Here is a 26,285-nt window from a genome sequence, read left to right as displayed (position 1 = left end):
TCCGCCATGTCCGCGCCCTTCATCCTCCGGCCGATCGCAACGACGCTGATGATCGTCGCAGTCGTGCTGCTGGGCATGCTCGGCTACCGTGAGCTGCCGATCGCGCCGCTGCCCAATGTCGACTTTCCCACCATCCAGGTGGTGACGCGCTATCCCGGCGCCTCCGCCACCGTCGTCGCAACCTCGATCACCGCGCCGCTGGAGCATTATTTCGGCACGATCTCCGGGCTGACGGACATGAGCTCGACCAGCTCGTACGGCTACAGCCAGATCACGTTGCAATTCGACCTCTCGCGCAAGATCGACGCGGCCGCGCAGGATGTGCAGGCGCGGATCAATGCGGCGGCGGGCTGGATTCCGGTCGAGCAGCTGCCGAGCCCGCCGACCTATCGCATGGTCAATCCGGCCGACACGCCGGTGCTGATCCTGGCACTGACCTCCAGGACGATGGCGCTGCACGAGGCCAATGATCACGCCGCGACCATTCTGGTGCCAAAGCTGTCGCAGATCCCGGGCGTCGGCGCCGTCAGCATCGAGGGCGGGCAGACCCGAGCAATACGCCTGCAGATGAACCCCACGAGACTGGCCGGGCTCGGCATGTCGCTCGACGACGTCCGCCGCGGCATCGCCGCCACCACCGCGGACAATCCGAAGGGCTCGCTCGACGGCCCGCGCCAGGCGTTTCACGTCGACACCAACGACCAGCTCTTCACCGCGGAGGCCTATCAGGATGCGGTGATCGCCTATCGCAACGGTGCGCCAGTGCTGCTGCGCGATGTCGGCAGCGCCATCGACGGCGTCGAGGATTCCGAGCAGGCGGCGTGGTTCCAGGGCGAGCGCGCCGTGCTGCTGGACATCCAGCGCCAGCCCGGCGCCAACACGATCGAGGTGGTGAATGCCATCAAGAGCATCCTGCCGAAGCTCCAGGATTCGCTCCCCGCCGCGCTGAAGATCTCGGTCGTCAGCGACCGCACCACGACGATCCGGGCCGCGATCCACGACGTGCAGTTCACGCTGGTGCTGACGGTCGCCCTCGTCGTGCTGGTGATCTTCATCTTCCTGCGCAAGCTGTGGGCCACCGTGATCCCGAGCGTCACGCTGCCGGTCTCGCTGGTTGCAACCTTCGGCGCCATGGCGCTGTGCGGCTTCAGCCTCGACAATCTCTCGCTGATGGCGCTGACCATCGCCTCGGGCTTCGTCGTCGACGACGCCATCGTGATGATCGAGAACATCGCGCGCTATGTCGAGGAGGGCGAGGATCCGCTCGAGGCGGCCCTGAAGGGCGCGCGGCAAATCGGCTTCACCATCGTCTCGCTGACGGTCTCGCTGATCGCCGTGTTCATCCCGCTGCTCCTGATGGGCGGCGTGGTCGGCCGGCTGTTCCGGGAATTCGCGATCACGCTGTCCTTTGCCGTCGTCATCTCAGGACTCGTCTCGCTGACGCTGACCCCGATGATGTGCGCGCAGCTTTTGCAACGCGAGGACCCCGATGCGCAGCACGGCTGGCTGTTCCGCATCAGCGAGCGCGGCTTCGACGCATCCGCAAGCTTCTACCTGTGGGGGCTCGACTGGGTGCTGAGGCACCGCAGGCTCACGCTGGTCTTCACCGTGTTCACCCTGGTCGCGACCGGCATGCTGTACGTCGCCATCCCCAAGGGATTCCTGCCGCTGCAGGACACCGGCCTGTTGATCGGCACCACCGACGCGGCCCAGGACATCTCGTTTGCGGCGATGGCCGAGCGGCAGCAGCAGCTCGCCGCCGTGATCGCGCGCGACAGCGATGTCGTCACGGTCGGCAGTTTCGTCGGTATCGGATCCGTCAACACGACGTTGAACAGCGGCCGGCTCTATATCGATATCGGCAGCCCCGACGCGCGGAAATCATCCGCAGCCGCCGTGATGGCGCGGCTGCAGCGTGCGGTCGAGGGCGTTCACGGCATCACGCTGCATCTGCAGCCGGCGCAGGATCTGCAGATCGAATCGCGCGTCGCACGCACGCAATACCAGTATGCGCTGCAGGATCTCGACGAGGACGAGCTTCGGCTCTGGAGCCGGCGCCTGGTCGAGGCGCTTCGCAAGCGCCCGGAGCTCGCCGACGTCGCCGACGACCGCCAGGACGAAGGCCTGCAGATGTCCGTCACCATCGACCGCCAGCTCGCGGCAAGCTACGGCGTCAGCCTGAACACGATCGACCAGACACTGTATGACGCATTCGGGCAGCGCCAGATCGCAACCGTGTTCGGTCCCCTCACCCAGTATCACGTGATCCTCGAGGTCGATCCTGCCTTGCGCAACGATCCTGATATCCTGGGCAAGATCTATCTGACCGCGGCCGCGGCCCAGGCCAGCACCATCGACCAGCAGACCAGCGGCTTCAGCGGCGCCTTCAGCAAGGCCTCCGTGCCGGTGCCGCTGTCGGCCTTCGCGCGGATCGAGCGGCAGCACGCGCCGCTGCTGATTTCGCACCAGGGCCTGTTTCCCGCCACCACGATCTCGTTCAACCTGGCCGAGGGCGTTTCGCTGAGCCAGGCAACGGAGGCGCTGCGCCAGACCGAGCGCGAGATCGGACTGCCGGATGCGGTCACGACCAAGCTGATCGGCACAGCCGCCGAGTTTGCCAACTCGCTCTCGGACGAGAAATGGCTGCTGCTCGCCGCGATCGTGACAGTCTATCTGATCCTCGGCATGCTCTATGAGAGCTACATCCACCCGATCACGATCCTGTCGACCTTGCCGTCGGCAGGCATCGGCGCCTTGCTGGCGTTGATGCTGTACCGGCAGGATCTCAATCTGATCTCGCTGATCGGCATCATCCTCCTCATCGGCATCGTCAAGAAGAACGCGATCATGATGGTGGATTTCGCCCTCGCCGCCGAGCGCGAGGACGGCGCGTCCTCGTTCGACGCCATCCGGCAGGCCTGCATCCTCCGCTTCCGCCCGATCATGATGACGACGATGGCGGCGCTGTTCGGCGCGCTGCCGCTGGCGATCGGCTCGGGCACCGGCTCCGAGCTGCGCCAGCCGCTCGGCATCGCCATCGTCGGCGGATTGATCGTCTCGCAAGTTCTCACGCTCTATACGACGCCCGTCGTCTATCTCGCGTTTGCCTCGCTCCGCGCAAGGTTCGGATGGCGATCCGCCGATGATCCGGCGGCGCTGCCGCAAGCCGAGCGGCCGGCGCCGTGAGCATCACCGCCCAATTCGTGCTGCGGCCGGTGGCGACGACGCTGCTGATGATCGGCGTGTTCCTGCTCGGTTGCGTCGCCTATTTTCGTCTGCCGATCGCCTCGGTGCCGGCAGTGGAGCGGCCCACGATCGGAATCTACGCGCCTTTCCCCGGCGCGAGCCCGGTCACGGTTGCGAACGCGCTATCGCAGCCGATCGAGACCACGCTCGCGCTAATCCCGGGCGTGACGGAAATCACCTCGTTCAGCGCCATGGGCGGCACCAGCATCACGGTGCAGTTCGAGCTCTCCGTCGACATCGATGCCGCGGCCGGGGCGGTCCAGGCTGCCATCAACTCGGCAGGGCCAAACCTGCCGAAGGGACCTTGGCCACCCACCTATTGGAAGGCCAATCCCGCGGGCGCGGCGGTCGTCGCGCTCGCCTTGACCAGCGACGTGTTCACGCCCGGAGAGGTCTACAGCCTTGCCGACGGCGTGATCTCACCAAAACTGTCGCAGCTGCCGGGCGTCGCGCGAATCAACGTCACCGGCGCCGAGCGCAGCGCGGTGCGCATCCAGGTGTCGCCGGCGCGGCTGGCCGCCATGAACCTGTCGCTGGAAGCGGCGCGCGTCGCCGTCCTCAATGCATCCCAGAACCTGCCAAAGGGCGCGGTGTCGGTCGATGGCCAGCGCCTCACCATCGAAGCCAACGACCAGCTGCTGCAGGCCTCCGAATATCGCGATATCGTGCTGGCCTGGCGCAACGGCGCCCCGATCCGCCTCGGCGACGTCGCGTCGGTGACCGACAGCGTCATCAACAACCGTCTCGCCGGCTGGTACGGCACCGAGCGCGGCATCGTTCTGTTTGTCTATAAGCAATCTGACGCCAACATCGTCGAGACCGTCGACGCCATCAAGGCCGAGCTGCCGGAAATCCAGCGCTGGCTGCCGCCCGGCATCAAGCTGCATACGATCTACGATCGCACCACGCTGATCCGGGCCGCCGTGAACGACGTCAAGCTTACGCTGGTGATCGCCTCCGCGCTCGTCGTGCTGGTCATCGCGTTGTTCCTCAGGCGGTTCTGGGCCACATTGATCCCGAGCGTCACGATCCCGGTCTCGCTGGCCGCAACCCTGTTCGTGATGAGCCTGTGCGGGTTCAGCCTGGACAATCTGTCGCTGATGGCGCTGACCATCGCCGCCGGCTTCGTGGTGGACGATGCCATCGTCATGATCGAGAACATCATCCGGCGCATGTCCGAAGGCGAGCCGGCGCTGCAGGCCGCAATCAAAGGCGCCCGCCAGATGGCGTTCACGGTCGTCGCCATCACCGTCGCGCTGATCGCGGCGCTGATCCCGATCCTGTTCATGCCTGACGTCGTCGGGCGTTATTTCCGCGAGTTCGGCGTGACGTTGGTGGTCGCCATCGTCTCCTCGGCGGCGATCTCGCTGACGCTGACACCGATGATGTGCGGACATCTCTTGGATCGCGGCCGGCAGAAGCTGCACAATCCCGATGCGGTCCCCCAGCGCCGCACCTTCTATGCCCGCAGCCTCGACTGGACGCTGCGCCACCGCCTTCTCACCGTCCTGATGATCGCCGCGCTGACGGCAGGAAGCGTCTGGCTCTATCTGCAGCTGCCGAAGGGTTTCATGCCGACCCAGGACACCGGCGTGATGTTCGTGCGGACCGTGGCTCCGTCGAACATCTCGTTCCTGTCCATGGAGGACCGGCAGCGCGCCGTCGGCGCGGCGATCCTGGAAGATCCCGCAATCTCAGGTCTGACGTCCTACATCGGCGAGGGCAATGGCAACGCGCTCAGCATCGGGCAGATGCTGGTCGCGCTCAAGCCGCCTGACGTCCGCAAGCTGTCGATCCAGCAAGTGATCGCGCGGTTGCGCGAACGCATGAACAGGATTGACGGCGTAAGGGTTTTCTTCGTGCCGCTTCAGGATCTCAATCTCGGCGTCCAGTCCGCCGGCTCGCGTTATCAATATACGCTGTGGGGCATCGACGAGGAGCAGGTGCTCCGCGCCGCGGAAAACATGATCCGCCGCGTCCGCGGCATTCCGCAGATCATCGACGTCATCGCGAGCTGGGAAACCGGCGGCCTGCAGGCCGGCCTGACCATCGACCGCCTGCGCGCCGCGATGCTCGGCGTCACGCCGGTCGCAGTCGACAACACGCTCAACGACGCCTTCGGCCAGCGCCAGATCAATCTGCTGTTCCTTCCGACCAATTATGCGCGCGTGATCTTCGAGGTCGAGCCGCAGGCGGCGAGCGACCCCGGCTCGATGGGCCAGATTTACGTGCCAAGCGCCAGCGGCAAATCGGTACCATTAACGGCATTGACCCGACCGCAGCGCGCGCATGCGGCGATGTGGGTGCGCCACAGCGCCCAGTTTCCGGCCGCGACGATCTCGTTCGACATCAAGCCCGGCACCTCGATCGGCGACGCCATCGCGTCGATCCGCAAGGAAGAGGCCGAGGCCAAGCTGCCCGATGACATCAAGGCGGAATTCCGCGGCGAGGCCAAGGAGGCGGACAAGTCGATCGTCAAGCAGGCGGCGCTGTTCGCGGCCGCCCTGATCGCGATCTACATCGCGCTCGGGATGCTCTACGAGAGCTACGTCCATCCGCTGACGATTCTCTCGACCCTGCCGCCGACCGCCTTCGGCGCGCTGGTCGCGCTGTGGGCAACGGGAACGCAGTTCACGCTGGTGACCACCATCGCCTGTATCCTGCTGGTCGGCATGGTGATGAAGAACGCCATCATGATGGTCGACTATGCCCTCGACGCGGAGCGGCATCGCGGCCTCAACGCCCACGACGCCATCCTGCTCGCGGCACGGCTGCGGGCGCGGCCGATCACGATGACGATGCTGGCGGCTTTCTTGAGCGCCGTCCCGATCGCGTTCGGCACCGGCCCGGGCTTCGAGATCCGCCAGCCGCTCGGCATCACCATCATGGGCGGCCTGGTCGTCGCCCAGCTGTTCACGCTCTACTCGACGCCGGCGATGTATTTGATCCTGGACAGGCTGAGGCGGCGGAAGAAAATGCGCGCCGCGGGTGCGCCTCAGGCATCCGCGGCCGGCGGTGCGCCGGCTTCGCCTCTTTCCGGCATCAGCGGCTGATCGGGCGCTGCGCCGACGGCTTCGCACCAGCTCCCACCCGTACGCTCGTAAGCGATTATGATCGCGAATTGACGACATCGCGAGCGCAGAGCCGCCTGCAAGAACTCAATGACCGCCTGGAACGCAACAGCGATGAGCACAGCAACCGCCTTCTGTGAAGCGGGCCTTGCGCATTTCAGGGACGGACGGCATCTCGACGCGCGCGCCTGCTACCAGCAGGCCCTCGGACTAGATGCCGAGCACACCGACGCCCAGCACCTCATGGGCCTGCTGTTTCTCCAGGCCAGGCAATACAACGAGGCCCTGCAGTGGATCGTCGGCGCGATCCAGCGCGCACCGAAGCCGGAATATCTGGCGAGCTTCGCGACCATCCTGCAGCAGTATGGGCGCTGCGACGAAGCCCTCAACGTCCTCGACCAGGCGATACAGCTGCGGCCTGACGACGCCGAGCTGTGGCGACAGCGTGGCGACATCTTCGTTCAGCTTGCGCGCCTTGATCAAGCACTGCCGAGCTTTCAACACGCGCTCGAGCTCAATCCGCATCATCAAGACGCGCTGTATAAGAGCGGGATCGTGCTCCACAAGCTCGGGCGGAACGAGGAGGCCATTGCCTGTCTTGATCTCAGCGACAGCCTGCTCCCGGACCATGCCCCGACGCTGCGGACCCGCGCATGGGTTCTCTATTGCCTGAAACGGTTCGAGGACTCCGCGACCGACGGCAGACGGGCGCACCAGCTCGACCCTGATAATGCCGAGATCTGCAACAATCTCGGTCTTTCGTTGCGGCGGCTCGGCAGGAATGAAGAGGCGCTGGCATGGTTCGACAAGGCCATCGAGATCCAGCCGCGCTTCGTGGATGCTCTCGACAACAAGCTGGTCGCGCTGTTCCACCTTCATCGCTTCGAGGAGGTCTTCGCGCTGTCCGATCGGATGACGTCGCTCGGGCTGAACAGTACGGTGACGGAATGGAATGTGTCTCTGGCCCATCTCCTGACGGGCAATCTCGAAGCCGGCTGGCACGGACACCAGGCCCGATTGAAATTGCCTTCGGCCAGACACCCTGAGTTTCAGCGACCGATGTGGCTCGGGGAAGAAAACATCGAGGGAAAGACGATCCTTGTCGCGGCGGACGAGGGATTAGGCGACACCATTCACTTCGTCCGCTACGTCCCCATGCTGGCGGAGCGTGGAGCACGCGTTATTCTGGTCGTTCAAGACCCGCTGCATCGGCTCATGTCGGCGCTGGGCGGTGCATCCCTTTGCGTTCCGCGGTCGGCGATGGGCACGCTGCCGGCTTTCGATCTGCACTGCCCGATATCCAGCCTGCCGCTCGCCTTCGAGACCCGTCTCGATACGATCCCGTCGGGACCGTATCTGCCGGCCCCTCCGGACAGCCTTGTTCAGGCCTGGGACAATCGTCTTGGCCCTCGCACCAGGCTCCGGGTCGGCCTGGTCTGGTCCGGCGATCCTGTCCACGTGAACGACGAGACGCGCTCGATTCCGCTGCGAACGCTGTCCCGCATCCTCGACGTCGACGCTACCTATGTCAGCCTGCAGAAGGCGCCGCGCCCGCATGATGCGGCGGTGCTGCGCGAGAGAAGCGACATTGTCGACCTGACCGCCGATCTCACCGACTTCGCCGAGACCGCCGCGTTGATCGCTTGTCTTGATCTCGTGATCACGGTCGACACCAGCGTTGCCCATCTCGCCGGCGCCCTGGGACGTCCGACCTGGATCCTGCTGCCATGGACGCCTGACTACCGCTGGCTGCTCGATCGCGCGGACAGCCCCTGGTATCCGAGCGTGCGGCTGTTCCGGCAGACCGAGACGCGCGAGTATGAGAGTGTACTTGATCGCGTGCGGCACGAATTGCGGGCGCTGGCCGCCGCGTTCGGTCATTGAGGCTGAGATCCTCGAGCCGGATATATAGGGTTCGTTAACGCAGCAGCCCTAGCCTTTAAGGACTTGGGCAAAATCGCGACATGCTGCCGGATCGTCGATGAGAGAAGACCATGGTACCTCGACATTGCCGGATGAGGTGCGCGTACGGCTCTATGATCAGGCTCTGAATGCCGCTCGCATCGGCGCCTGGGAGTGCGACCTCGGGACGGAGCGCCTGAGCTGGACCCAGGGCGTCTACGACATCTTCGGCTATCCCGCGAGCAATCCGCTGCGGCGCGCCAGCATCGTTGATCTCTACATCGACGAATCCCGGCGCCACATGGAGCTCGCGCGTGCTGAGGTGATCCGGAGCGGTTGCCCGGTCACGCTCGACACCGAGATCAGAACCTGGCGCGGTGAAAAACGCTGGATGCGCCTCTCGATCAACGCGGTGCGAGAGGGCGGCAGGCCGGTGCGGATCTTCGGCTCCAAGCAGGACGTCACCTCCGACCGACAGGCGATAGAGAGCCTGCGGCAGCAGGCCGAAACCGATCCGCTCACCGGGCTCGCCAACCGTGCCGTTTTTCAGGCCCGTTATCGCGAGGTCGTCAACGACAGCCTGAATCACAGTTTTGCGTCGGCACTCGTTCTGATCGACCTCGACGGCTTCAAGAAACTCAACGATACATTCGGCCATCTGGCTGGAGACGCATGCCTGTGCGAGGTCGCGCAGCGTCTGCGGCGGGCCTTCCATAATGCCGGTCTGGTCGGCCGACTCGGTGGCGACGAATTCGCGATCATCTTGCGCGCTCCGAAAGATCCTGCGCGGATCGCGCGCGTGCTGCAGCAGACCGTCATGATGTTGAGCCGTCCGCTCTTCTGGAACGGTCTTCGCCTCGAAGTCGGCGCCTCGATCGGAGCCGCTCTGGTTGGTCGCCCGCACCGCCGGCGGATCGTCGAACTGTTCGCGGAAGCCGACATCGCGCTCTATGACGCGAAGGCCGCCGGCCGCAGCCGGGTTCGTCTGATCGGGGACGAAAAGCAAACCATCGCGGCCTAGAGCAGATTGCCGCTGGAGGAGCATCGCAGTTTCATTCTGCACGGGGGACAGAATGGCGCGCCAGGAGGCGCCTCTTTCAGAATGGTGCCAATTGGCCCGCCGCCTGCAACCGGCACGTTTGACATTATTCAATCGATGGCGGAATCATTCCGGGAGTGGAATTCAAGAGGCGCCAATGGACGACCGAGATTCGCGCTGCATCGTGGAGTTATTGCGCGGCAGGGCTCTCGCGACATGAATTACCGTTGGGACTGGTCGATCCTCTTTAAAGATACCTATATGGGTTGGCTGTGGAGCGGCCTGCTCTGGACCGTAATTATCAGCCTTGCCAGCTGGGCCGTCGCGCTCATGATCGGCCTCCTGGCCGGAACCGCCCGGAGCGCCCCTTCCCGTGGTGCCCGACTGCTGGCCGGACTTTATATCGACGTCTTCCGCAACGTTCCGCCACTGGTGCAGCTCTTTCTCTGGTATTTTGTTCTACCCGAGGTGGTCCCCGATTCCTTCGGACTCTGGCTCAAGCGGGACCTGCCCTATCCGGAGATCGTCACCGCTGTGGTGGCCATCGGCCTCTTCGCCGGCTCGCGCGTCGCCGAGCAGGTCCGCGCTGGAATCGAGGCGGTGGGCGCCCCGCTGATGCCGGCAGCGCTGGCGACGGGGCTGCGCCCGGCGCAGGCCTTCCGCCTGATCGTGCTGCCGCTGGGCCTGCGCGCCATCGTCGGGCCGCTGACCTCGGAATTCCTGATCACCGTCAAGCTCTCCTCTCTCAGCCTCACGATTGGCGTACTCGAACTCACCGCGCAAAGCCGCCATGTCGAGAACTACACCTTCCAAGGTTTCGAGGCCTTCACCTTCGCGACGATCGGCTACCTCGTCATCGGCCTGTGCGTGACGGGACTGATGCGCTTCATCGACATCAGGATCGGCGGCGCAGCCCTGCGAAAGACGCCGGCATGAGCGATTTCGACTGGGGTATCATCGCCCGCTCCTCGGCGTTTCTGGCGGAAGGCATGGCGCTCAGCGCGCTGCTCGTACTGGTCGCGACCGTCGGCGGGCTGATCCTGGGCTTCGGGCTTGCGCTGATGCGGCTGTCCTCGCACCGGCTGCTCTCCGTCCCCGCCTCGACCTACGTCACTGTGATGCGCACGCTGCCGCTGGTGCTCGTGCTGTTCTGGTTCTACTTCCTCGTGCCACTCGTCATCGGCAGGCCGGTCGGGTCGCTCGCCTCGGCACTGCTGGCCTTCGTGCTGTTCGAGGCGGCGTTCTACTGCGAGATCGTCCGCGCCGGGATCTCAAACGTTCGCAACGGACAGAGTGATGCGGGGTTGGCGACCGGGCTGCGGCGCGTCCAGGTGCTGCGCCTCATCATCCTGCCGCAGGCGCTGCGGGCGATGATGCCGCTGATCCTGAACCAGATCGTCATCGTCTTCCAGGACACGTCGCTGGTCTATGTCGTCTCGCTGCATGATTTCCTCACCGCGGCGAGCGTCGTTGCGTCCCGCGATGGGCGCGCCACTGAGATGTATGCGCTGGTCACGGTAGTCTATTTGGCGATTTGTCTGGGCACGACCAAGGCCGCGGAGTTCTACAGGAGGGGCCTTCCGACATGATCGTCATCGAAGATGTGCACAAATCCTACGGTAACCAGCACATCCTGCGCGCCTGCTCCGCTACGGTCAGCCTCGGCGAGGTTGTGGTGGTTTGCGGGCCGTCCGGCTCCGGCAAGAGCACGCTGATCAAATGCATCAACGGGCTCGTGCCGTTCGAGCGCGGCACGATCACCGTGGATGGCGTCTCCGTCTCCTCGCCCAGGACCGACCTGCCGGCGCTGCGCTCGCGCATCGGCATGGTGTTCCAGAGCTTCGAACTCTATCCGCACATGACGGCGTTGCAGAACGTCAGCCTGGCGCAAATCCATGTGCTGAAGCGCTCGCGGGCGGAGGCGGATGCGCGCTCGGAAAAAATTCTGGCGCGGGTCGGGCTCGGCGACAAGCGGGACAGCCGACCCAGCCAACTTTCAGGCGGACAGCAGCAGCGCGTCTCGATCGCCCGCGCGCTGGCCATGGACCCGCAGGCCATGCTCTTTGACGAGCCAACCTCGGCGCTCGACCCCGAAATGATCAACGAGGTGCTGGAAGTCATGCAGGAACTAGCGCTCGAAGGCATGACCATGATGGTCGTGACCCATGAAATGGGTTTCGCCCAGCGCGTTGCCGATCGCGTGCTGTTCATGGACCGCGGCCAGATCGTAGAGGACACGCCCAAGGCCCAGTTCTTCACTGCCCCCGTTTCGGAGCGGGCCAGGCAGTTCCTCACCAACGTCCTGACGCATTGAGCCGCTGAGATGATCGCCCTTCCCCAACCAAACCCAGAAAAGGCGCTCGCACGATGCGCGTAAGTATCCTTGGAGCCGGCTCCGCCGCCTGCGGCGCCGCCGCCTATCTCTCGACGGCCGGGCATGCCCCGATGCTGTGGTCGCCTTCCGGCCGGAGCACGGCAGCCCTCGCGGCAGGAGAGCCGTTGCAGGCGACGATGGCGATCGAGACCAGTTTCCATCCGCGCATCGCCGGCGGAGCAGCCGAAGCCATCGCCGACGCAGATGTCGTGATGCTCGCGATGCCGGGCTACGCCCACAAGATGGCCCTCGATGCCGCCGCGCAGCACCTGCGGGATGGACAGCCGATCATCATTAGCTCGCACGCCTCCTTTGGCGCGCTCTATCTCTCGCGGCAGCTGGCGGCGCGTGGAGTCAGTTCACCGATCATCAATTGGGGCACGACGCTGACGACCGGCCGCAAGACTTCGCCGACCGAGGTCGCCGTCAACTCGGTGCGATCGAAGATCGATCTCGCGACGGTGCCGCAAGGAGGCAGTACCGAAGGTCTCGCGCTCTGCACCGCGCTGTTCGGCGACCGCTTCGTCGAACGCGAGGGGCTTCTCGCCATCGCGCTCAGCAATCTCAACCCGCAGAACCACCTCGCCATCGCCCTGTTCAACCTGACGCGCATGGAGCGAGGCGAGCGCTGGGGGCAGGCAGAGAACGTCACGCCCGCCGTCGGGCGTGTCATGGAAACGCTCGACGCCGAGCGGCTGGCGATCGCCGAAGCCTTCGGCGTTTCGGTCCGAACCATCCGTGAACACTACGCCTACTCCTATCAACTCCCGGTCGCCAGCATCGCCGAGATGAATGCTGAATTGCACAATCGCGGACGCGGCGGCTTCGGCCCTGCGACGCTGGACAGCCGCTATGTGCTCGAGGACGTGCCCTTCGGATTGCTGCCGACAGTGCTGCTCGGGCAGTTCGTCGGGCGGCCGGCGACATTGCACGAGGCTGGGATGACCATGCTTTCGGCGGCCTACGGCCGCGACTTCGCAGGAGATAACGACCTTTTGCCCGCGCTCGGCTTCGAGCAGATGACGAGGGAGGAACTCCAGGCGCGGGCACGCGGAGGATACTAGACACTTGCCCTCAGCCGGGGGCGGATCACCATGCGAGCGATCGCGACAACCGAGAGAGACCCATGACACTCAATCTTGCTGCCGCCACAGGCGCGTTCCTGGCGATCGCTTTCGCAGCTTCGTCTGCCGGGGCGCAGGAGGTCGACTCCATCGTCAAGAAGTTGCGCGATACCCAGACCATTACCATGGGCGTCCGGGACGCTTTGTTTCCCTACAGCTACCTCGACGACCAAAAGAACCCCACCGGCTATTCGGTCGAGTTCTGCACACGCATCATCGACGACATCAAGAGCGAGTTGAAGCTGCCGGAGATCAAGATCAAATACATCCCGGTCACGATCCAGAACCGTCAGGCGCTCGTCGCCAATGGCACGATAGACCTCGAATGCGAAGGCACGGTCAACACCTTCGGCCGCAACAAGCAGGTCGACTTCTCGTCGGTCTCTTATGTTTCATCAAGCCAGATGCTCGTCCTCAAGAGCAGCGGCATCAAGAGCTATGACGATTTGAACGGCAAGATCGTCGCCGTGGCGACCGGCGGCAGTAGCGAGCCCGACCTCAAAAACCTCGTCGCCGAAAAGAAGCTGAACATCCGCATCCTTAACGTCGACGACCACGCGGCCGGGCTGATCACCGTAGAGACCAGGCGCGCCGACGCCTATTTCAGCGACAACGGCGCCTTCTACGGGTTGATACGGCAGTCAAAGAAGCCGGATGCGCTTGAAATCGTTGGTGACGAATATGGCTATGCGCCGCAGGGCTTCATGGTGCCCAAGCTCAACCCGACGATCATCTGGATCGTCAACCACTCCATGGGGAAGATGTTCAAGTCGGGCGAGGCCGAGGCCCTGTTCAACAAGTGGTTCGGCCAGTTTGGCGCTCATGTCTCGCCGAAGCTAAGGGCGGCCTGGTCCACCCAATCCTACGCCGAATGAGCCCGGCCTGACATCGCGCCGGTTTCGCCTCGCCTTGCGCAGCGCGGATCCCGCAGCCTGGCGGGCCAGGTCCGCAATTTTATTCCGAATGATGGCAAAATGGCGCGCCACGGCCGATGAAGATGGGCACTATTGCTTCGCCGTGGCGCTATGATGTAGCGGCCCGCCACGCGCTCCAATCGGTAAATCTGCGACGCCCTGCGCCTTTGCAACATGCCTTAAGGGCCAGCTGCCTACCCCGCAGAGTGGTAGTTCGGTTACGCCTTCGATAGCGGCCCTCTCGGTCAATTCCGGGATTGACGCGATGGGCCAGAAGCGGAAAACATCGCGCTTCAAATGATGCGACAGCCGACGCCTATCGGTGCGGTACCTGCCATTATTGCCGAAGGACAGTTTGTGCTAACGTGGAGATCGCCAGACGCAAGCCTTGCGGTGGCGCCAAAACGGAGGCGGTCGATGGATGTCAGACGAAGGACCCCGCATCCCGAGCTTCGCAGCATCGTTCGCTCGTTCGAGGAACGCCGCGCAACGTTGGGCTCCGAAGAACTGACGTGGCCACTAACGGCTCGACCCCATCAAATCATCGACATTTATTTGGGCGATCCATTCCGTCTTCGAATTGACGGAGGTCCCCTGCAGACGGCCCCCGAAACGGTCGTGGTCGGTCCGCAAGGGTCGCGCCGAATACAGCTCCACATGTCAGGCGAAGTCCACATCTTCAACATTTTGCTGCAGCCGGCTGCGCTCCACCGCCTCGTCGGCGTCAATATGACGTCTCTCGTGAATGAAGGCATCCCGGCCCGCGACGTTCTCGGCAAGCGCGGGGTATTGCTCAGCGATACCGTGCGGTCGGCTGCGGACTTTGCCTCGCGCATAGCCGCTGCAGAACGCTGGTTCGCGATGATGCAGGATGACAGTCTAACCGAGGATGGGATCGACTATGCGTCCCGTCTGCTGCTGGCGTCCCGCGGTCGCGTTCGCATCGAGGATCTTGTGAAACGATCGGGGCTGAGCGCACGTCATTTTCAACGCCGCTTTACCTCACAAGTGGGCCTTTCCCCCAAACTCTATGCGCGAACGGTCAGGTTCGATGCAGCCTTGACGGCTCACCGCGACGAACCGATGAAGTCGTGGACCCGGATTGCCCACGAAACCGGTTATTTTGATCAGGCCCATTTCATTCGCGAATGCCACGCCTTGGTCGGCATTGGACCAAGCCAGTTTATCGGCGATTGGGAGAACATTCTTTCTCCGGATGGCTGAAATATACAAGCGCACCAGTCCGTAGCGACGTTTGCTCTCGGAAAACGAATCTGCCGATGCAGGCCCGCATTATGGTCAATCCGGCAATCACGACCGCCAGGAAGGAGTGCGCGCCATGACGACAATGACAAGGCAATCCATTTTAGCCAGTATCGCCGCAACTTTGGTATTGATCTATTCGGTCTATGGCAGCGCGGCGGCTGAGGAAAAGCCGGCGGTCTCTAACGAAATTGTCGTCACGCTGCTCGGTACGGGTGGCGGTCCTGAACCCATCCTTGCGCGCTTCGGACCGGCAACGCTCGTTCAAGCCGGCGGGCTCAATCTCCTATTCGACGCCGGCCGGGGGGTGACGGTGCGCCTCTATCAATTAGGTATCTCATCCGGCAAAGGCATCGATGCCGTTTTTCTGACCCACTATCATTCGGACCATGTCGCGGGCCTGCCCGATCTATGGATGACGGGGTACGAGTTCGGTCCATTTGGATCGCGCGCCAAGCCCATGAGGCTGTGGGGTCCATCGGATGGGACGAACGAGCCGAGTGGTGCGGCGAAGATTGCCAAAGGCCTTGCGGAGGCATTTTCCGATGACATCCGCATCCGTCGGGCCGACGAACACATCGCGGAAGCCGCTACGCAGATTGAAGTCCACGACTTTCAAGAAGACCGCGTGGTATTCGACGAGGTGGGCGTCAAGGTCACCGCGTTTGCCGTCAATCACGGTGACCTGATCAAGCCATCGGTGGGTTATCGGATCGACTACGGTACGCGATCTGTAACGATTTCAGGTGACACGAAGTTTGACGAGAACCTGATGAAGCATGCGACTGGAAGCGATCTCCTGATCCACGAAGTTTTTGCGATGTCGGCACAATTGGCAAAGTTGCCGCAGATGAAACCGGTTGCGGATCATCATACGTCGCCTGAGGAAGCCGGCATGGTCTTTTCGCGCGTGAAGCCCAAGCTCGCGGTCTACTCACACGTCATACTTCTCCAAACAAAGCTGACTGAGCTCGTGTCGCGGACACAGAGCACCTACGACGGCCCGCTGGAGGTGGGAGAAGACCTCCTACGCTTTACGATCGGTGACCGCGTGGTCGCAAGGAAATGGAACCCGGAGCTGAGAAGGTATCCGGATTAGCTCCTGTCGGCTTTGGCGTCGATTTTGGGTGTCCGCTCTCGCGTCCGTTATCCACAACGCCGGACATTGACTGATCGCGATCTAGCGAAGGACAGTGCGGCAGCGCTCAGGCTACCGGCCGAGCTGGTTTCGGACGGCTAGATAAAAGCGACGGTGTCGCTCTGTGCCGTCGGGGATCGTAAGTGTTTGTCTGCACATTGTTTTGGATGGCACGGTAGCGGCACCTTATGAAGCGGCCTGGTGCCGCTCGAACCGCAAAAGCATTCAAAATCAACGTTCCGAGCGCCATCGTTCGCAGCGTAGCGTGCTGTTGCGCGGGCTCGGCGGGATGTCCGGATATGATCGCATGGAAGGCCGGTGCCGGACCAACGGAGCGCCGTCAAGGCTCGCGCTGCGCGCGACCGGCTCCGCCGGCTTGCGGCCTTGACGGCGCTCCGCTGGCCCGGCTCTTTACCGCCATGCGATCATGGCTTGCTGTGCGCGGTTGCGCTCAAGCTGCAGAGGAAGTGCGAGATCGCAGCACCGCAGCGTGACGTGGCGTACACATCGGCCGTTCTGTGGACCGGTCAGGCTTGCCACAGTGGCGCCATGGCTTCCCCTCACAAATCGCACCCGCGGCGTCCGTCGGACAGTGCGCCACTTGACGATCTCTACGGCTATGCGCGTGCGCCCGCACGTCCTGGCCGACGACGAGCGAAGCGCACTTCGGTGACATGGGCGGTGACGGACGACTGGCCGAAGGACGTGCCGGTGACCGAAACGGAGATCGATGTCTTCGAAGCCTGGTTCGGTGATCTGTTCAACGAGCTGTTTGGAAAGGACTGAGGGGGCATTACCATGGCGGCAATGGTTCGGGCAGCGCTCTACTTGCGGGTCTCAACGGGACGGCAGGCCGACAGCGATCTCTCCATCCCGGATCAGCGCCGCCAGGCGAAGGGCTATTGCGCATCGCGCGGATGGGAGATTGTCGCCGACTATGTCGAGCCGGGCGCGTCTGCGACCGACGATCGGCGGCCGGAGTTCCAGCGCATGATCGACGCGGCGACGGTCAGGCCGCCGGCGTTCGATGTGATCCTGGTTCACAGCTTCAGCCGCTTCTTCCGCGACCAGTTCCAGCTTGAGTTTTATGTCCGCCGGCTTGCCAAGAACGGCGTGCGTCTGGTGTCGATTACGCAAGAGCTCGGCGACGATCCGATGAGCAACATGATCCGCCAGATCATGGCGCTGTTCGATGAATACCAGTCCAAGGAGAACGCCAAGCACACGCTGCGGGCCATGAAGGAGAACGCGCGGCAAGGCTTCTGGAGCGGCAAGGCTTCTGGAATGGCGCACTGCCACCGATTGGCTACCGTGTCGTTCTTGCCGCCGAGCAGCGCGGTCACCGCACCAAGAAGACACTGGAGATCGACCCGGTCCAGGCCGAGACCGTGCGGCTGATCTATCGCCTGGCGCGCGAAGGAAGCGGCTCATCCGGATCGATGGGCGTCAAATCGATTGCCAAGCATCTGAACGAGTCCGGCATTCGAACGCGCGATGGCGGACGCTGGGGCGTCGATGCGGTGCACAAGGTACTGACGCGAACGACGTATATCGGTCGCCACCGTTTCAACACCAAGCATTGGAAGAGCCGCGAACGCAAACCGGAGGCCGAGGTGGTGGAAATGGCGGTGCCGCCGATTATTGACGCGGCCGAGTTCGAGGCGGTGCAGACGTTGCTCAAGTCGCGCAGCCCGGCGCTGACCGCCCCGCGCGTCGTCAGCGGCCCGACCCTCCTTACCGGCATCTGTTTTTGCGCCACGTGCGGTGGGGCGATGACACTGAGGACCGGTAAGAGCGGGAGATACAGGTATTATACCTGCTCGACCAAAGCCCGGCAGGGCGAGACGGGCTGCAAGGGCCGCACCGTTCCGATGGAAAAGCTGGACAGCGTGGTGGCCGAGCACATCGAGCAGCGCCTTTTGCAGCCCAAACGTCTCGAGGAAGTGCTGTCGGCCGTCCTCCATCGCCGAAAGGAGCGCGCCGAGCGCCGAACAACGCATATTGCCGAATTGCGCAAGCGCGCGACCGAAGCAGAAGCCAAGCTCAAGCGGCTGTACGACGCGATCGAAAACGGAATCGCCGACGTGTCCGACCCGATGCTCAAGGAGCGCGTGACCGAACTGAAGGCTGTCCGCGACCAGGCCCGCGCCGACGCAGAGCGGGCCGAGGGCGCGCTCGATCGGGCTGGGCCGAGCATCACACCCCAGGCACTCAAAACCTTCGCCAGCCAGGCCCGCAGGCGAATGCGAACGGAGTCGGGCGGCTACCGCCGTGACCATCTCCGCGCCCTGGCCCAGCGCATCGAGGTGGACGCGAAAGAAATTTGCATCATGGGGTCGAAAAGCGTGCTCTTGCGCACTCTCGTCGCCGCGTCCGGCGCAAAAACGCCAGGTTTTGGAGTGCCCAGTTTTATACCGAAATGGCGCGCCCGGAACGAGGCGACCAAGACCCAGCCTTCCCATTGAAAAACAAGCACAAATCAGTGTAGCTGCGACGCCTTTCGTACCACCTTGCGTGACCACCTTCAATGGACTGTGTTTAGCGCCGCGGATCAAAATCGGCGCTGGTCATACCTTCGACCCCGCCGGTCAGATGTGAAGGGTCGATTTCGATAGCAGTGTTCTCCAACACGGTGCCCCCTACCAGCTCGATAGCATCACGGGTGGCCCACCGTCGTGAGGTTACTCTCATGTCCGTCTGCGCGTCGAACTGCGTGAACCTATAAACCGTGACTTTCATTGCAATCTCCAGACGACAATGTGTTCTATGACGGGCTGCAGGTTCCTATCTCGATAAATAGGTCATCCGGTCTGGAAGGATCTTGGGCAACCGTGTTGCCAGGGTTCTCTCGACGATACTGCTCCCAAAATCCTTGATCCACGTAGCCGCCGCTGACGATAACCTCGAAGCGGCGTGTGTCCTTGTCGAAACGAGCATCGTGCACGATTGGCTCGCATCGAAACAGGTTCGATAGGACCTTGTCGGCTTTGTCCTCAAAGCAGGCTACGAGCGGCATCTCCTGATCCCCGCCTATCTTGAAAAATGCCCAGTTGGCCTTGGGGTGGCGCTCAAGTAGAGGCCAATACTTGCTCTTAGACTTGTCCCGGTCGCCCTCAGTCAGGCGACGCAGATTGTACTTGCTCGCACCGAACTCTTTGACCCCCCATGTTCCCGCTTGCCTATCGAAATGTAGTCCCGCTGCGTGTTCCGCGGTGCAGACATACTGGCTGGGTTCGGCGTTCGCGGGGTCGGACCACGCCATAACCAACACTATGCCTGCCACTTGCATTCCGATTTTGAGACACGCCAAACCGGCCATCGAACGCCCCCTTTGCCGCATGTTCGCGCAACCTTAGCCCATGGCCCTTGGGGCGTATCCTGTCCCAATCAGGTCTACCCTGTCGGGAAAATGTAGCCGATAGGCCTCCCGTCGATTTACGAACCTGTGGTTGACGTGAGGAACCCCTGATCTTCACCGTGCGGCTGTTCGCCGTGATACCCATCCATCGCTTGAAGTGCACGGATAGCGTCATTGTGCCGTTGGCCCCTGATGATCTTTCCATTAGAGGCACGAACGGCAGCGCAAATAATTGTTTCGGGGACGGAGCCGTCGTTCACCGGACGTGCACCGTTGACGCAATTCAGCGCGATAATCCCTGTCATGTGCTGCCCCTCCACGGGCACCGTCTACGGATTGCCAGATAGTTTCAAGAGACATTTGCAACTCGGTTGCGACGTCGCTCGTCCATGGCCCTCGCGGCACCTGAGAGATAATGCCTCGTCGTCTATCCCATGCAGAAATGAATCGCTGGGATTCCAAAATGCGCGTGGTCTCCAATCAATGCCGCTGTTACGAATTGATCTAACGTTCGTTGCGGCGTTCTGTAACATGGGAGACCCACGGTGGCTGAGGGCAAATTCGTTTCCTACCTACGCGTATCGACTGACAAGCAGGGCCGCAGCGGTCTCGGCCTTGAAGCACAGCGGGACGCGGTGAACCGGTATCTCAACGGCGGCCGTTGGAAGCTGGTGGCTGAATACGTTGAGGTGGAAAGCGGCAAGCGCAACTCACGCCCACAGCTCCAAGCCGCGATCAGTCACGCCAAGGCGACGGGTGCGAAGCTGGTGATTGCCCGCCTTGACCGGCTTGCTCGCAATCTACACTTCGTCGCAAGCCTTCAGGAGCGCGGTGTCGACTTCGTCGCGGCTGACATGCCCGACGCCAATCGCCTCACCATCCACATCATCGCTGCCGTAGCTGAGGCCGTGGGCCGCACTATCTCGGAGAACACCAAGACCGCACTGGCCGCCGCTAAGGCCCGTGGGGTGAAGCTGGGCAATCCCAATGGTGCCCGTGCTCTCCGTGGCAAGCAAACCGGCAACGTGGAAGCCGTGGCAGCGCTCAAGGAAGCCGCCACGCAGAAGGCCTCCGACCTCAGGGGTATCGTGGACGACATACGCCGCTCGGGCATCACCACGACACGGGGGATTGCCGATGCGCTTCACGCGCGGGGCATCAGGGCTCCTCGGGGGGACGTGTGGCACCCAACTGCGGTGTCGCGGCTCCTCACCCGGCTCAACGCTTCCGCCAATTGAAATAGCTGTACAGGAGAGACCGACCATGACGCTCGCAGCGCTCTTTTCCGCCCTGGCGGCAGTTGCGATTTCGTTCGAGATGACTGTGACCGCTGCGGTGCTCGGCGCGGCAGCACTTTTCATCGCGGGGTATGGCGGGTAGGCGCCGCAGGGACTCCGGACGTGAGGCTCCCTTGATGAGCCTCTCCCACGACACTGAGGCTCCTTTTGCCTGACCCCGGCCCCCCGGCTTCAAATAGTTCGGGTTGAAGGGGCGGGGCGCCGCCTGACTTACGCCTGCGGTGTGCGCGCTGGAGCCTCAGATTTGAGCCTCATGGATCGGTCGCCGGAAACTCACGAGCCCCCCGGTCTCCCTTTGCAAGCTTACCTCCATTGATTTCGTTGAGTATTCCCGAAGGCATCAATGGGTTAGCAGGCGCACTACCGGAGTTCTGGAGGAAAGGCGCCGGAATACCCTGCGCTCATCACCGCCACCATCAATCACAACACCACGAATGACAGAACCCGTACCGCTGCCCGATACTCCCCGCCCCCTTAGCCATCCCGACTTCAAGCAAGTCCGCTCCTATCTCCGCACCATCCAGCAACGTGAGGCCCTCGGTGGCTTCATGAGAGCCGGGTGGTCTCCCGCTGAACTCGCTGAACTCGCACGCCGGACCTACCTCGCCCCCGGCAAGACACGCCCGGCCGCCGCGTCCTATCGCCACGCAATCGAGAAAGGCGCCACCGATCCCTTCGCAGGGGAGACCTTGGCCACCCTGCGTGCTCCACCGAACTGACCGGAGGAACGCAAGGTTTCCCTATGTCAGGCGTGAGTGCCCCTCGGTGCCACTGAGGCACGCTCGGCGATCACCCAGCAGAGACCTCAGGCAAACCGCAGCGCATTTGGGAGGCTTGTGCTGAACACCAACCATACCTCAACCACGACGGCCACCTGAAGGCTCAGGGAATCCACTGATGCGTTTTTGGGGGCTGGTTGGGCTTGGAGCACCAAGGCTCCCAACCGAATCCTGAGGGCTCCGTGTGCCCCCTGAAGGGCACCATTGAGCCTGCCGAGGCGCGCACCTGAGAGCGGCCCGAATTGGAGATAAACAATAAGCTACCTCTATGTGCATCAGTCACATCTATGCACGCTGTAGTTGGCACAGTCGCCCTTCGGCGGCCCCATGTGCCATCCCATCCTTCAATGGGGGGCAGACCTCTAAAGAGTATCTTCTATAGAGGTTCACCCTCCATTACATCCCCGGAAAACTCTACGTAATGCTGAATCCTATCGGCTCGCACGAGTATGCTCTCGTGTCGCCGCAAATGTTCGTTGATCGTCTTACCGACCAATGGACGACGCAATACCACAACATCCCCAGCCTTCCGCTTCGCGAACTCTGGGCCACTATGGCCAACACCTACGCAGAAGCTATCCGAAACACCGCCTCCGGTGCAAAACCACGTTGGCGTATCCTGTGGCCCCCTACAGGCTCGGGGAAGACCTTGGGTGCCAAGGTGTATGCTGCCCTTCAAGCTGAGCAGAACGCCAGTGGTGGCAAACCTGTAGGTATCCTTATCGTCACCCGACTAATCGCCCAGGCGGACGACATGGTGTCAGCCATCAACGCCCTCGCGAGACGCCAAGTGGCTATCGCGGACCACTCAGGCCATCGTGCTCATCCTGAACAGCTTCACGATAGCGATGTGCTCGTCATCACGCACCAAGCCTACGTGAACGCCACCCAGACACTAACGAACGCTCGTGACGGCAAATGGGCGCGTCTGACGCATTGGAACGGCGGCAAGCGGCTCTTGACCATCGTGGATGAAGCGTTGTGCAACGTCATCGAAGAGAGCCAAGTCAAACTGGACAATCTGGCCCGTGCGATTGGTTACATTCCCCATGAGCTGCGCGCCGCGCATGCCCGCGAAGTAGAGGCATTGGAGGCCCTCTATGTTGCCTTGGGTCACCACGCAGGCCTGAGTGAGGGCTTCGGTGGCGGAGCTTGCATGGCTTGGTACGAAGGTGAGACCCCCGAGCCGCTCAACATGAGCGCCCTCCGCGCCGACATGCTCAAGCTGCCGTACGACCAGTATGTCGGGAAGGCTGACGACAATGATCGGCAACGGATCGCGGGTCAGGTGGACAAGACAGTGGCCGCAGCGGAGGCCGTGTTAGATCAGCACGCCTATTTCGCGCTGAAGGGCACGCAGCCGACGCTCAATTCCTCTGCCCTGTTGGTGCCTCTGGATGCTCCGGGGCCAGTTGTGCTGGATGCAACCGCGCGAGAGGACTTCATTTACAAGCTAATGGAGGACCGGGCCTACATCATCCCGACTCCGTCGGGCGTTCGTGATTACGGCAACGTCACAATGCATGTTGCTTACACCAGCGGAGGTATCGGCAAAGGAGCGATGGTGGAAAAGGCAAAGACGCGATTCCCTCGCCTCATTGCTGACCTTACGGAGCGTCTCGGTCCTGAGCGCTCCGTGTTTTTCTGTGTTCACAAAGCCGTTGAGCACGAGCTGCCTGAGCACGACAAGCTGCCATTTGCCAAGACAGCAACGGCCCACTGGGGCGTGGTCGACGGAAGCAACGAATACGCCGCGTGCGACACCGCAGTAATCTTCGGCCTCCCCTATCGGGACGCGGTGACATGGCCCACCAACGTCTTCTTCGCACTCCAAGGCGTGCAAGGCGATGACTGGTTGGACAATCCGTCATGGAAAGGGCAAGGGAACTTGCGTGAGCTGATGGTGCGGCGTCAGCTGTCCGCGTCCGTTATACAAGCGATCAACCGCATCTGCTGTCGCCACGTCACTGATGACCGGGGCGGATGCCCCGAGGCAGACATCTTCATCGTGCTTCCATCAGGGGAGCGCGGGCACGACATCCTCGCGGCAATTCGTCGGGAGATGCCCGGATTGAAGGTGGTCGATTGGCCCTTCGATCCTGACGGCCCCAAGGTGCATAAGCGAAACACGAAGAGCGCTCCGCACGAGAGGCTGCTTACTTTCATTCGAAACCGTGCGCCCGGTAGCACCACAATGACCGTGATAGGTCGGGAGCTGGGGCTGAGCACGAACGCGAAGAAGGAGCTGCAGAAGAACCTGCGAAACGAGAACCACCCCACCACGCTCGCTCTGAAGGCGCTTGGCGTAACCTATGGGTCGGAAGGCAGAGGCAGGGGAGCGAAGAGCTTCCTCGTGAAGGCAGCATAAGCAACAACGGCCGCACCCAAGGTCTCCATTTGGAGCATTCCCGGGGGTGCGGCCTTTTTGATTACTGGCAGCGGGCTTCAGCCACCATAGGCCCTCTGGATCATGTATGCGCTCAGGTCGGTGCACAGTCGCTCATCCAAGCCCCCAATGGAACGCTCCAGTGCTTCCCCCGCGCGCCCCACGCCCTCCCAGAAGCGGGCCTGAATGGTCGTCGGTGCGCACACCGCGCGCTCCCCAGCGCGTGCCAGAGCGGCTGCAAACTGAGCTGTTGCGTAGAGGGCTGCGGTGATGATTTTGGTGATCATGATGCGTGATGCTTTCGAAGGTATTCCGGCGTTGCCCCATGCTTTGCCGGTGGCACTTAGGTTGCCTTGGTCTTGCCGCGTGTACGCGTTGGTACGCCCAGCGGCTTGACACGCGACAGGTCAAGGCCGGGATAGGAAATGCGGTTGATGGCGTCCGACAGCGCAGCAGCGCCGAACCGTGACAGCATGGCGTTTGCTCCGTAGCCCCAGCTCACCGACGAAGCTTGTGCATGCCCAATGAGAGCCTCGCGCATCTCGTGGTCCGCCCTGCCCCTGCGCAGCGCATCCTTCACGGTGTGTCTGAAGCTGTGGAACACCTTGGCCTTGTCCGTCACCCCTGAAGCACGGAGATAGCGGCCGAACCATTGCGACCACGCGGGCACACCAGCGCGGCCACGGTCAGGAGATACCGAGGGGAATAGCCAAGCGTCTGCGCCATCGGCCTTCCGTCGCTCGTCGACATAGCTGATGAAGCCCAAGCGGACCACTTCGGGATGCACGGGTACGACACGCTCGGAGGCATCGGTCTTGACCCGCTTGCCTCGTGCGCGCTCAGTCACGAAGTAGAGCAAGGGTACTCCCGTCTCTGCGTCTACCTGCACGTTGGCAGCGGTGAGGCTTCCCAGCTCCGCTTGGCGTGCGCCAGAGAAGAGCGCAAGCACAGGCAACCAAAACCCGGCGGCCCCATGTGCTCCCAGCGGGAACTTGTGTTCGGTGAACACTGACGCGTTGAACAGCGCCTGAAGCTCCGCAATCTCAAACGACGTGCGCTCAGACCGCTCCTCTGGAAGCCTGAGCTTGCTGAACGGGTCCGTCCAGGTCACGTCGTCCGGCACGAGCCCGTTATCACTGGCCCAGATGCAGATGGACTGCACACCGCCGAGTTGCTTATTGATGGTGGCTGCGGTGATCCTTGGTTCGTCCGGGTGCTCTCGTCCCCATTCGGCTTGAGCGGGAAGCGTGGCGCGCAGCAACTCGCCTGTACGGTGACGGGGCACGTCCTGAAGCGCCTTGCGATAGTCCAGCGCGTGCTTCTTCTTGATCGCGGCTACAGCCATGTTGCCGTGAAGCTGCACGAACATTTCCACGCTGCGGCTGAACTCATCCACCGTGCGCTTGGGGCGAGCCCGATGTCGCTTCCAACCCTCCAGCGCGTCTTGCAGCGTCCCGCCTTCCCCCGTGGCCGCAGGCTCCAGCTTAGCCGCAGCGGGTGTTTCGACGGTGATACCCTCGTTTCGCCTCTCGATGTCTTCAAGCGCTCTCAAGTACGAATGCAAGCACGCGATGCTGAGCTTGATGTACGAGGCGCTATGCTCGTCCAGCTCAATGTTGAACGCCCACATAGCCTCCAAGACATGATCTTGCACGGCTGAGATGTCACCCATCGCCGCCGCCTCTCGCAGCACTCGTATCGTATCCACCAGCTCGGCGCGGTTCTCCTGAAATACTTGACGAGGTAGTCCCCGCGCAGGCCATTGCTCCGGCGGGATTAGTGGTGTCTCCACTGAGCCCTCAAGGCGTATGATTTCGTCTCCGATTCTCGCCTGCTCGTCGCGTCCGCCGAACCGTATGCGCTCGTCCCAAGCCAGCGCCTTGGCGTACACCCACTCCGCCATGCGCTTGATTTCGGTGTCGTTCAGGCTGGTGCGCTTGATCGAGGGGACCGAGGTTGATGCAAGACGCGCCTTTGCTCTCGCAATGATGCGGTCGAATTCAGCCAACACCGGCTTGGCGCGTATGTTGGCCTCGCGGATGTCCTTGGTGCCCAGCGACCGCTTCAGGTTCGCCTGCGCCGCCTTGCCATTGTTCAGCTCAATGGCCACTGCGGTACGTAGCCCCTTCGGCTTCGCAGGCACCGTTTTCAAGGCATAATAGGTATTGTGTCGGTCTTTGATGACGCCCATCAGAACACGCATTTCGACCACCGCTTCACACCACCGCGCGGCAGCTAAGCGCTTGTAATCGCGTTAGTTCTTGATTTCCAATAGGAACTTGTGCGACTGGCGCGCCCGGAACGATTCGAACGTCCGACCCTCAGATTCGTAGTCTGATGCTCTATCCAGCTGAGCTACGGGCGCGTGTTTCGCAAACAAGTGTGCGGGCTGG

General features: G+C 62.6%; 20 protein-coding genes and 1 tRNA gene. 15 read left to right on the top strand and 6 right to left on the bottom strand.

The features are described from left to right. Positions 1-6 precede the first annotated feature (6 nt). The 13 genes from ABID58_RS26920 to ABID58_RS26860 all read left to right on the top strand — a co-directional run bounded on the left by ABID58_RS26920 (position 7) and on the right by ABID58_RS26860 (position 18,536). Entirely contained in the window at positions 7-3,186 is a 3,180-nt protein-coding gene (locus ABID58_RS26920) for an efflux RND transporter permease subunit (protein WP_354035780.1), read from the top strand. After that, a complete protein-coding gene (locus ABID58_RS26915; RefSeq protein ID WP_354035778.1) occupies positions 3,183-6,299 on the top strand; it encodes an efflux RND transporter permease subunit in 3,117 nt (1,038 codons plus the stop codon). The genes ABID58_RS26920 and ABID58_RS26915 overlap by 4 nt, the downstream gene beginning before the upstream one ends. Positions 6,300-6,431: 132 nt before the next feature. Beyond that, positions 6,432-8,201, top strand: a complete 1,770-nt coding sequence (locus ABID58_RS26910) for a tetratricopeptide repeat protein (RefSeq protein ID WP_354035777.1) — start codon at positions 6,432-6,434, stop codon at positions 8,199-8,201. Positions 8,202-8,298: 97 nt separating this feature from the next. Next, entirely contained in the window at positions 8,299-9,240 is a 942-nt protein-coding gene (locus tag ABID58_RS26905; RefSeq protein WP_354035776.1) for a diguanylate cyclase domain-containing protein, read from the top strand. A 234-nt stretch (positions 9,241-9,474) separates the two neighbouring features. Beyond that, a complete protein-coding gene (locus ABID58_RS26900; protein ID WP_354035775.1) occupies positions 9,475-10,194 on the top strand; it encodes an amino acid ABC transporter permease in 720 nt (239 codons plus the stop codon). Further along, entirely contained in the window at positions 10,191-10,847 is a 657-nt protein-coding gene (locus tag ABID58_RS26895; RefSeq protein WP_354035774.1) for an amino acid ABC transporter permease, read from the top strand. The genes ABID58_RS26900 and ABID58_RS26895 overlap by 4 nt, the downstream gene beginning before the upstream one ends. Continuing rightward, positions 10,844-11,572 (top strand): amino acid ABC transporter ATP-binding protein, encoded by a 729-nt coding sequence (locus ABID58_RS26890; RefSeq protein WP_354035773.1) that lies wholly within the window; start codon positions 10,844-10,846, stop codon positions 11,570-11,572. Before ABID58_RS26895 ends, ABID58_RS26890 begins: the two co-directional genes overlap by 4 nt. 53 nt (positions 11,573-11,625) lie before the next feature. Further along, a complete protein-coding gene (locus tag ABID58_RS26885; RefSeq protein WP_354035772.1) occupies positions 11,626-12,696 on the top strand; it encodes an NAD/NADP octopine/nopaline dehydrogenase family protein in 1,071 nt (356 codons plus the stop codon). 62 nt (positions 12,697-12,758) lie between these two features. Beyond that, positions 12,759-13,631: an amino acid ABC transporter substrate-binding protein gene (locus ABID58_RS26880; RefSeq protein WP_354035771.1), complete on the top strand. Its 873-nt coding sequence runs from the start codon at positions 12,759-12,761 to the stop codon at positions 13,629-13,631. A 456-nt stretch (positions 13,632-14,087) separates the two neighbouring features. Then, on the top strand, positions 14,088-14,894 hold the full coding sequence (locus tag ABID58_RS26875) for a helix-turn-helix transcriptional regulator (protein WP_354035770.1): 807 nt from the start codon (positions 14,088-14,090) through the stop codon (positions 14,892-14,894). 115 nt (positions 14,895-15,009) lie between these two features. After that, on the top strand, positions 15,010-16,032 hold the full coding sequence (locus tag ABID58_RS26870) for an MBL fold metallo-hydrolase (RefSeq protein ID WP_354035769.1): 1,023 nt from the start codon (positions 15,010-15,012) through the stop codon (positions 16,030-16,032). Positions 16,033-16,869: 837 nt separating this feature from the next. After that, positions 16,870-17,469, top strand: coding sequence for a recombinase family protein (locus ABID58_RS26865; RefSeq protein ID WP_354035768.1), 600 nt, complete (start codon positions 16,870-16,872; stop codon positions 17,467-17,469). Continuing rightward, positions 17,460-18,536, top strand: coding sequence for a recombinase family protein (locus ABID58_RS26860; protein WP_354035767.1), 1,077 nt, complete (start codon positions 17,460-17,462; stop codon positions 18,534-18,536). Before ABID58_RS26865 ends, ABID58_RS26860 begins: the two co-directional genes overlap by 10 nt. Before the next feature lie 73 nt (positions 18,537-18,609). On the opposite strand, the gene ABID58_RS26855 is transcribed toward ABID58_RS26860, so the two are convergent. The 3 genes from ABID58_RS26855 to ABID58_RS26845 all read right to left on the bottom strand — a co-directional run bounded on the left by ABID58_RS26855 (position 18,610) and on the right by ABID58_RS26845 (position 19,734). Continuing rightward, positions 18,610-18,810, bottom strand: a complete 201-nt coding sequence (locus tag ABID58_RS26855; RefSeq protein WP_354035766.1) for a hypothetical protein — start codon at positions 18,808-18,810, stop codon at positions 18,610-18,612. A 25-nt stretch (positions 18,811-18,835) separates the two neighbouring features. Beyond that, positions 18,836-19,390, bottom strand: a complete 555-nt coding sequence (locus ABID58_RS26850) for a hypothetical protein (RefSeq protein ID WP_354035765.1) — start codon at positions 19,388-19,390, stop codon at positions 18,836-18,838. Between the two features lie 116 nt (positions 19,391-19,506). Beyond that, the gene (locus tag ABID58_RS26845) at positions 19,507-19,734 is read right to left on the bottom strand and encodes a hypothetical protein (RefSeq protein ID WP_354035764.1); all 228 of its coding nucleotides are present in this window, start codon (positions 19,732-19,734) and stop codon (positions 19,507-19,509) included. Between the two features lie 240 nt (positions 19,735-19,974). Here ABID58_RS26845 and ABID58_RS26840 point away from each other — a divergent pair, with 240 nt between their 5' ends. Together ABID58_RS26840 and ABID58_RS26835 are read left to right on the top strand one after the other, a co-directional pair. Next, positions 19,975-20,667 carry a recombinase family protein gene (locus ABID58_RS26840; RefSeq protein ID WP_354035763.1) on the top strand — a complete coding sequence of 231 codons (693 nt, stop codon included), beginning with the start codon at positions 19,975-19,977 and terminating at the stop codon, positions 20,665-20,667. 1,260 nt (positions 20,668-21,927) lie between these two features. After that, on the top strand, positions 21,928-23,874 hold the full coding sequence (locus ABID58_RS26835; RefSeq protein ID WP_354035762.1) for a DEAD/DEAH box helicase family protein: 1,947 nt from the start codon (positions 21,928-21,930) through the stop codon (positions 23,872-23,874). Positions 23,875-23,951: 77 nt separating this feature from the next. Here the strand turns inward: ABID58_RS26835 and ABID58_RS26830 are convergent, their stop codons facing one another. From ABID58_RS26830 to ABID58_RS26820, 3 genes are all read right to left on the bottom strand, one after another. Further along, the gene (locus tag ABID58_RS26830; protein WP_354035761.1) at positions 23,952-24,179 is read right to left on the bottom strand and encodes a hypothetical protein; all 228 of its coding nucleotides are present in this window, start codon (positions 24,177-24,179) and stop codon (positions 23,952-23,954) included. A gap of 56 nt (positions 24,180-24,235) precedes the next feature. Continuing rightward, the gene (locus tag ABID58_RS26825; RefSeq protein WP_354035760.1) at positions 24,236-26,095 is read right to left on the bottom strand and encodes a tyrosine-type recombinase/integrase; all 1,860 of its coding nucleotides are present in this window, start codon (positions 26,093-26,095) and stop codon (positions 24,236-24,238) included. A gap of 85 nt (positions 26,096-26,180) precedes the next feature. Then, positions 26,181-26,257, bottom strand: a tRNA-Arg gene (locus tag ABID58_RS26820). Positions 26,258-26,285: the final 28 nt, after the last annotated feature.

Origin of the sequence: Bradyrhizobium sp. S3.2.6 (assembly GCF_040546885.1) — a bacterium.
Classification (GTDB): domain Bacteria; phylum Pseudomonadota; class Alphaproteobacteria; order Rhizobiales; family Xanthobacteraceae; genus Bradyrhizobium; species Bradyrhizobium cytisi.
The sequence above is the reverse complement of the archived record's forward strand: the minus strand, read 5'-3'. Positions and strand labels throughout refer to the sequence as shown.

Coding starts and splice junctions, on each gene's coding strand:
- ABID58_RS26920 (WP_354035780.1), top strand. CDS start 7: ATGTCCGCGCCCTTCATCCTCCGGCCGATCGCAACGACGCTGATGATC.
- ABID58_RS26910 (WP_354035777.1), top strand. CDS start 6,432: ATGAGCACAGCAACCGCCTTCTGTGAAGCGGGCCTTGCGCATTTCAGG.
- ABID58_RS26905 (WP_354035776.1), top strand. CDS start 8,299: ATGAGAGAAGACCATGGTACCTCGACATTGCCGGATGAGGTGCGCGTA.
- ABID58_RS26900 (WP_354035775.1), top strand. CDS start 9,475: ATGAATTACCGTTGGGACTGGTCGATCCTCTTTAAAGATACCTATATG.
- ABID58_RS26895 (WP_354035774.1), top strand. CDS start 10,191: ATGAGCGATTTCGACTGGGGTATCATCGCCCGCTCCTCGGCGTTTCTG.
- ABID58_RS26890 (WP_354035773.1), top strand. CDS start 10,844: ATGATCGTCATCGAAGATGTGCACAAATCCTACGGTAACCAGCACATC.
- ABID58_RS26885 (WP_354035772.1), top strand. CDS start 11,626: ATGCGCGTAAGTATCCTTGGAGCCGGCTCCGCCGCCTGCGGCGCCGCC.
- ABID58_RS26880 (WP_354035771.1), top strand. CDS start 12,759: ATGACACTCAATCTTGCTGCCGCCACAGGCGCGTTCCTGGCGATCGCT.
- ABID58_RS26875 (WP_354035770.1), top strand. CDS start 14,088: ATGGATGTCAGACGAAGGACCCCGCATCCCGAGCTTCGCAGCATCGTT.
- ABID58_RS26870 (WP_354035769.1), top strand. CDS start 15,010: ATGACGACAATGACAAGGCAATCCATTTTAGCCAGTATCGCCGCAACT.
- ABID58_RS26865 (WP_354035768.1), top strand. CDS start 16,870: ATGGCGGCAATGGTTCGGGCAGCGCTCTACTTGCGGGTCTCAACGGGA.
- ABID58_RS26855 (WP_354035766.1), bottom strand. CDS start 18,810: ATGAAAGTCACGGTTTATAGGTTCACGCAGTTCGACGCGCAGACGGAC.
- ABID58_RS26850 (WP_354035765.1), bottom strand. CDS start 19,390: ATGGCCGGTTTGGCGTGTCTCAAAATCGGAATGCAAGTGGCAGGCATA.
- ABID58_RS26845 (WP_354035764.1), bottom strand. CDS start 19,734: ATGACAGGGATTATCGCGCTGAATTGCGTCAACGGTGCACGTCCGGTG.
- ABID58_RS26835 (WP_354035762.1), top strand. CDS start 21,928: ATGCTGAATCCTATCGGCTCGCACGAGTATGCTCTCGTGTCGCCGCAA.
- ABID58_RS26830 (WP_354035761.1), bottom strand. CDS start 24,179: ATGATCACCAAAATCATCACCGCAGCCCTCTACGCAACAGCTCAGTTT.
- ABID58_RS26825 (WP_354035760.1), bottom strand. CDS start 26,095: ATGCGTGTTCTGATGGGCGTCATCAAAGACCGACACAATACCTATTAT.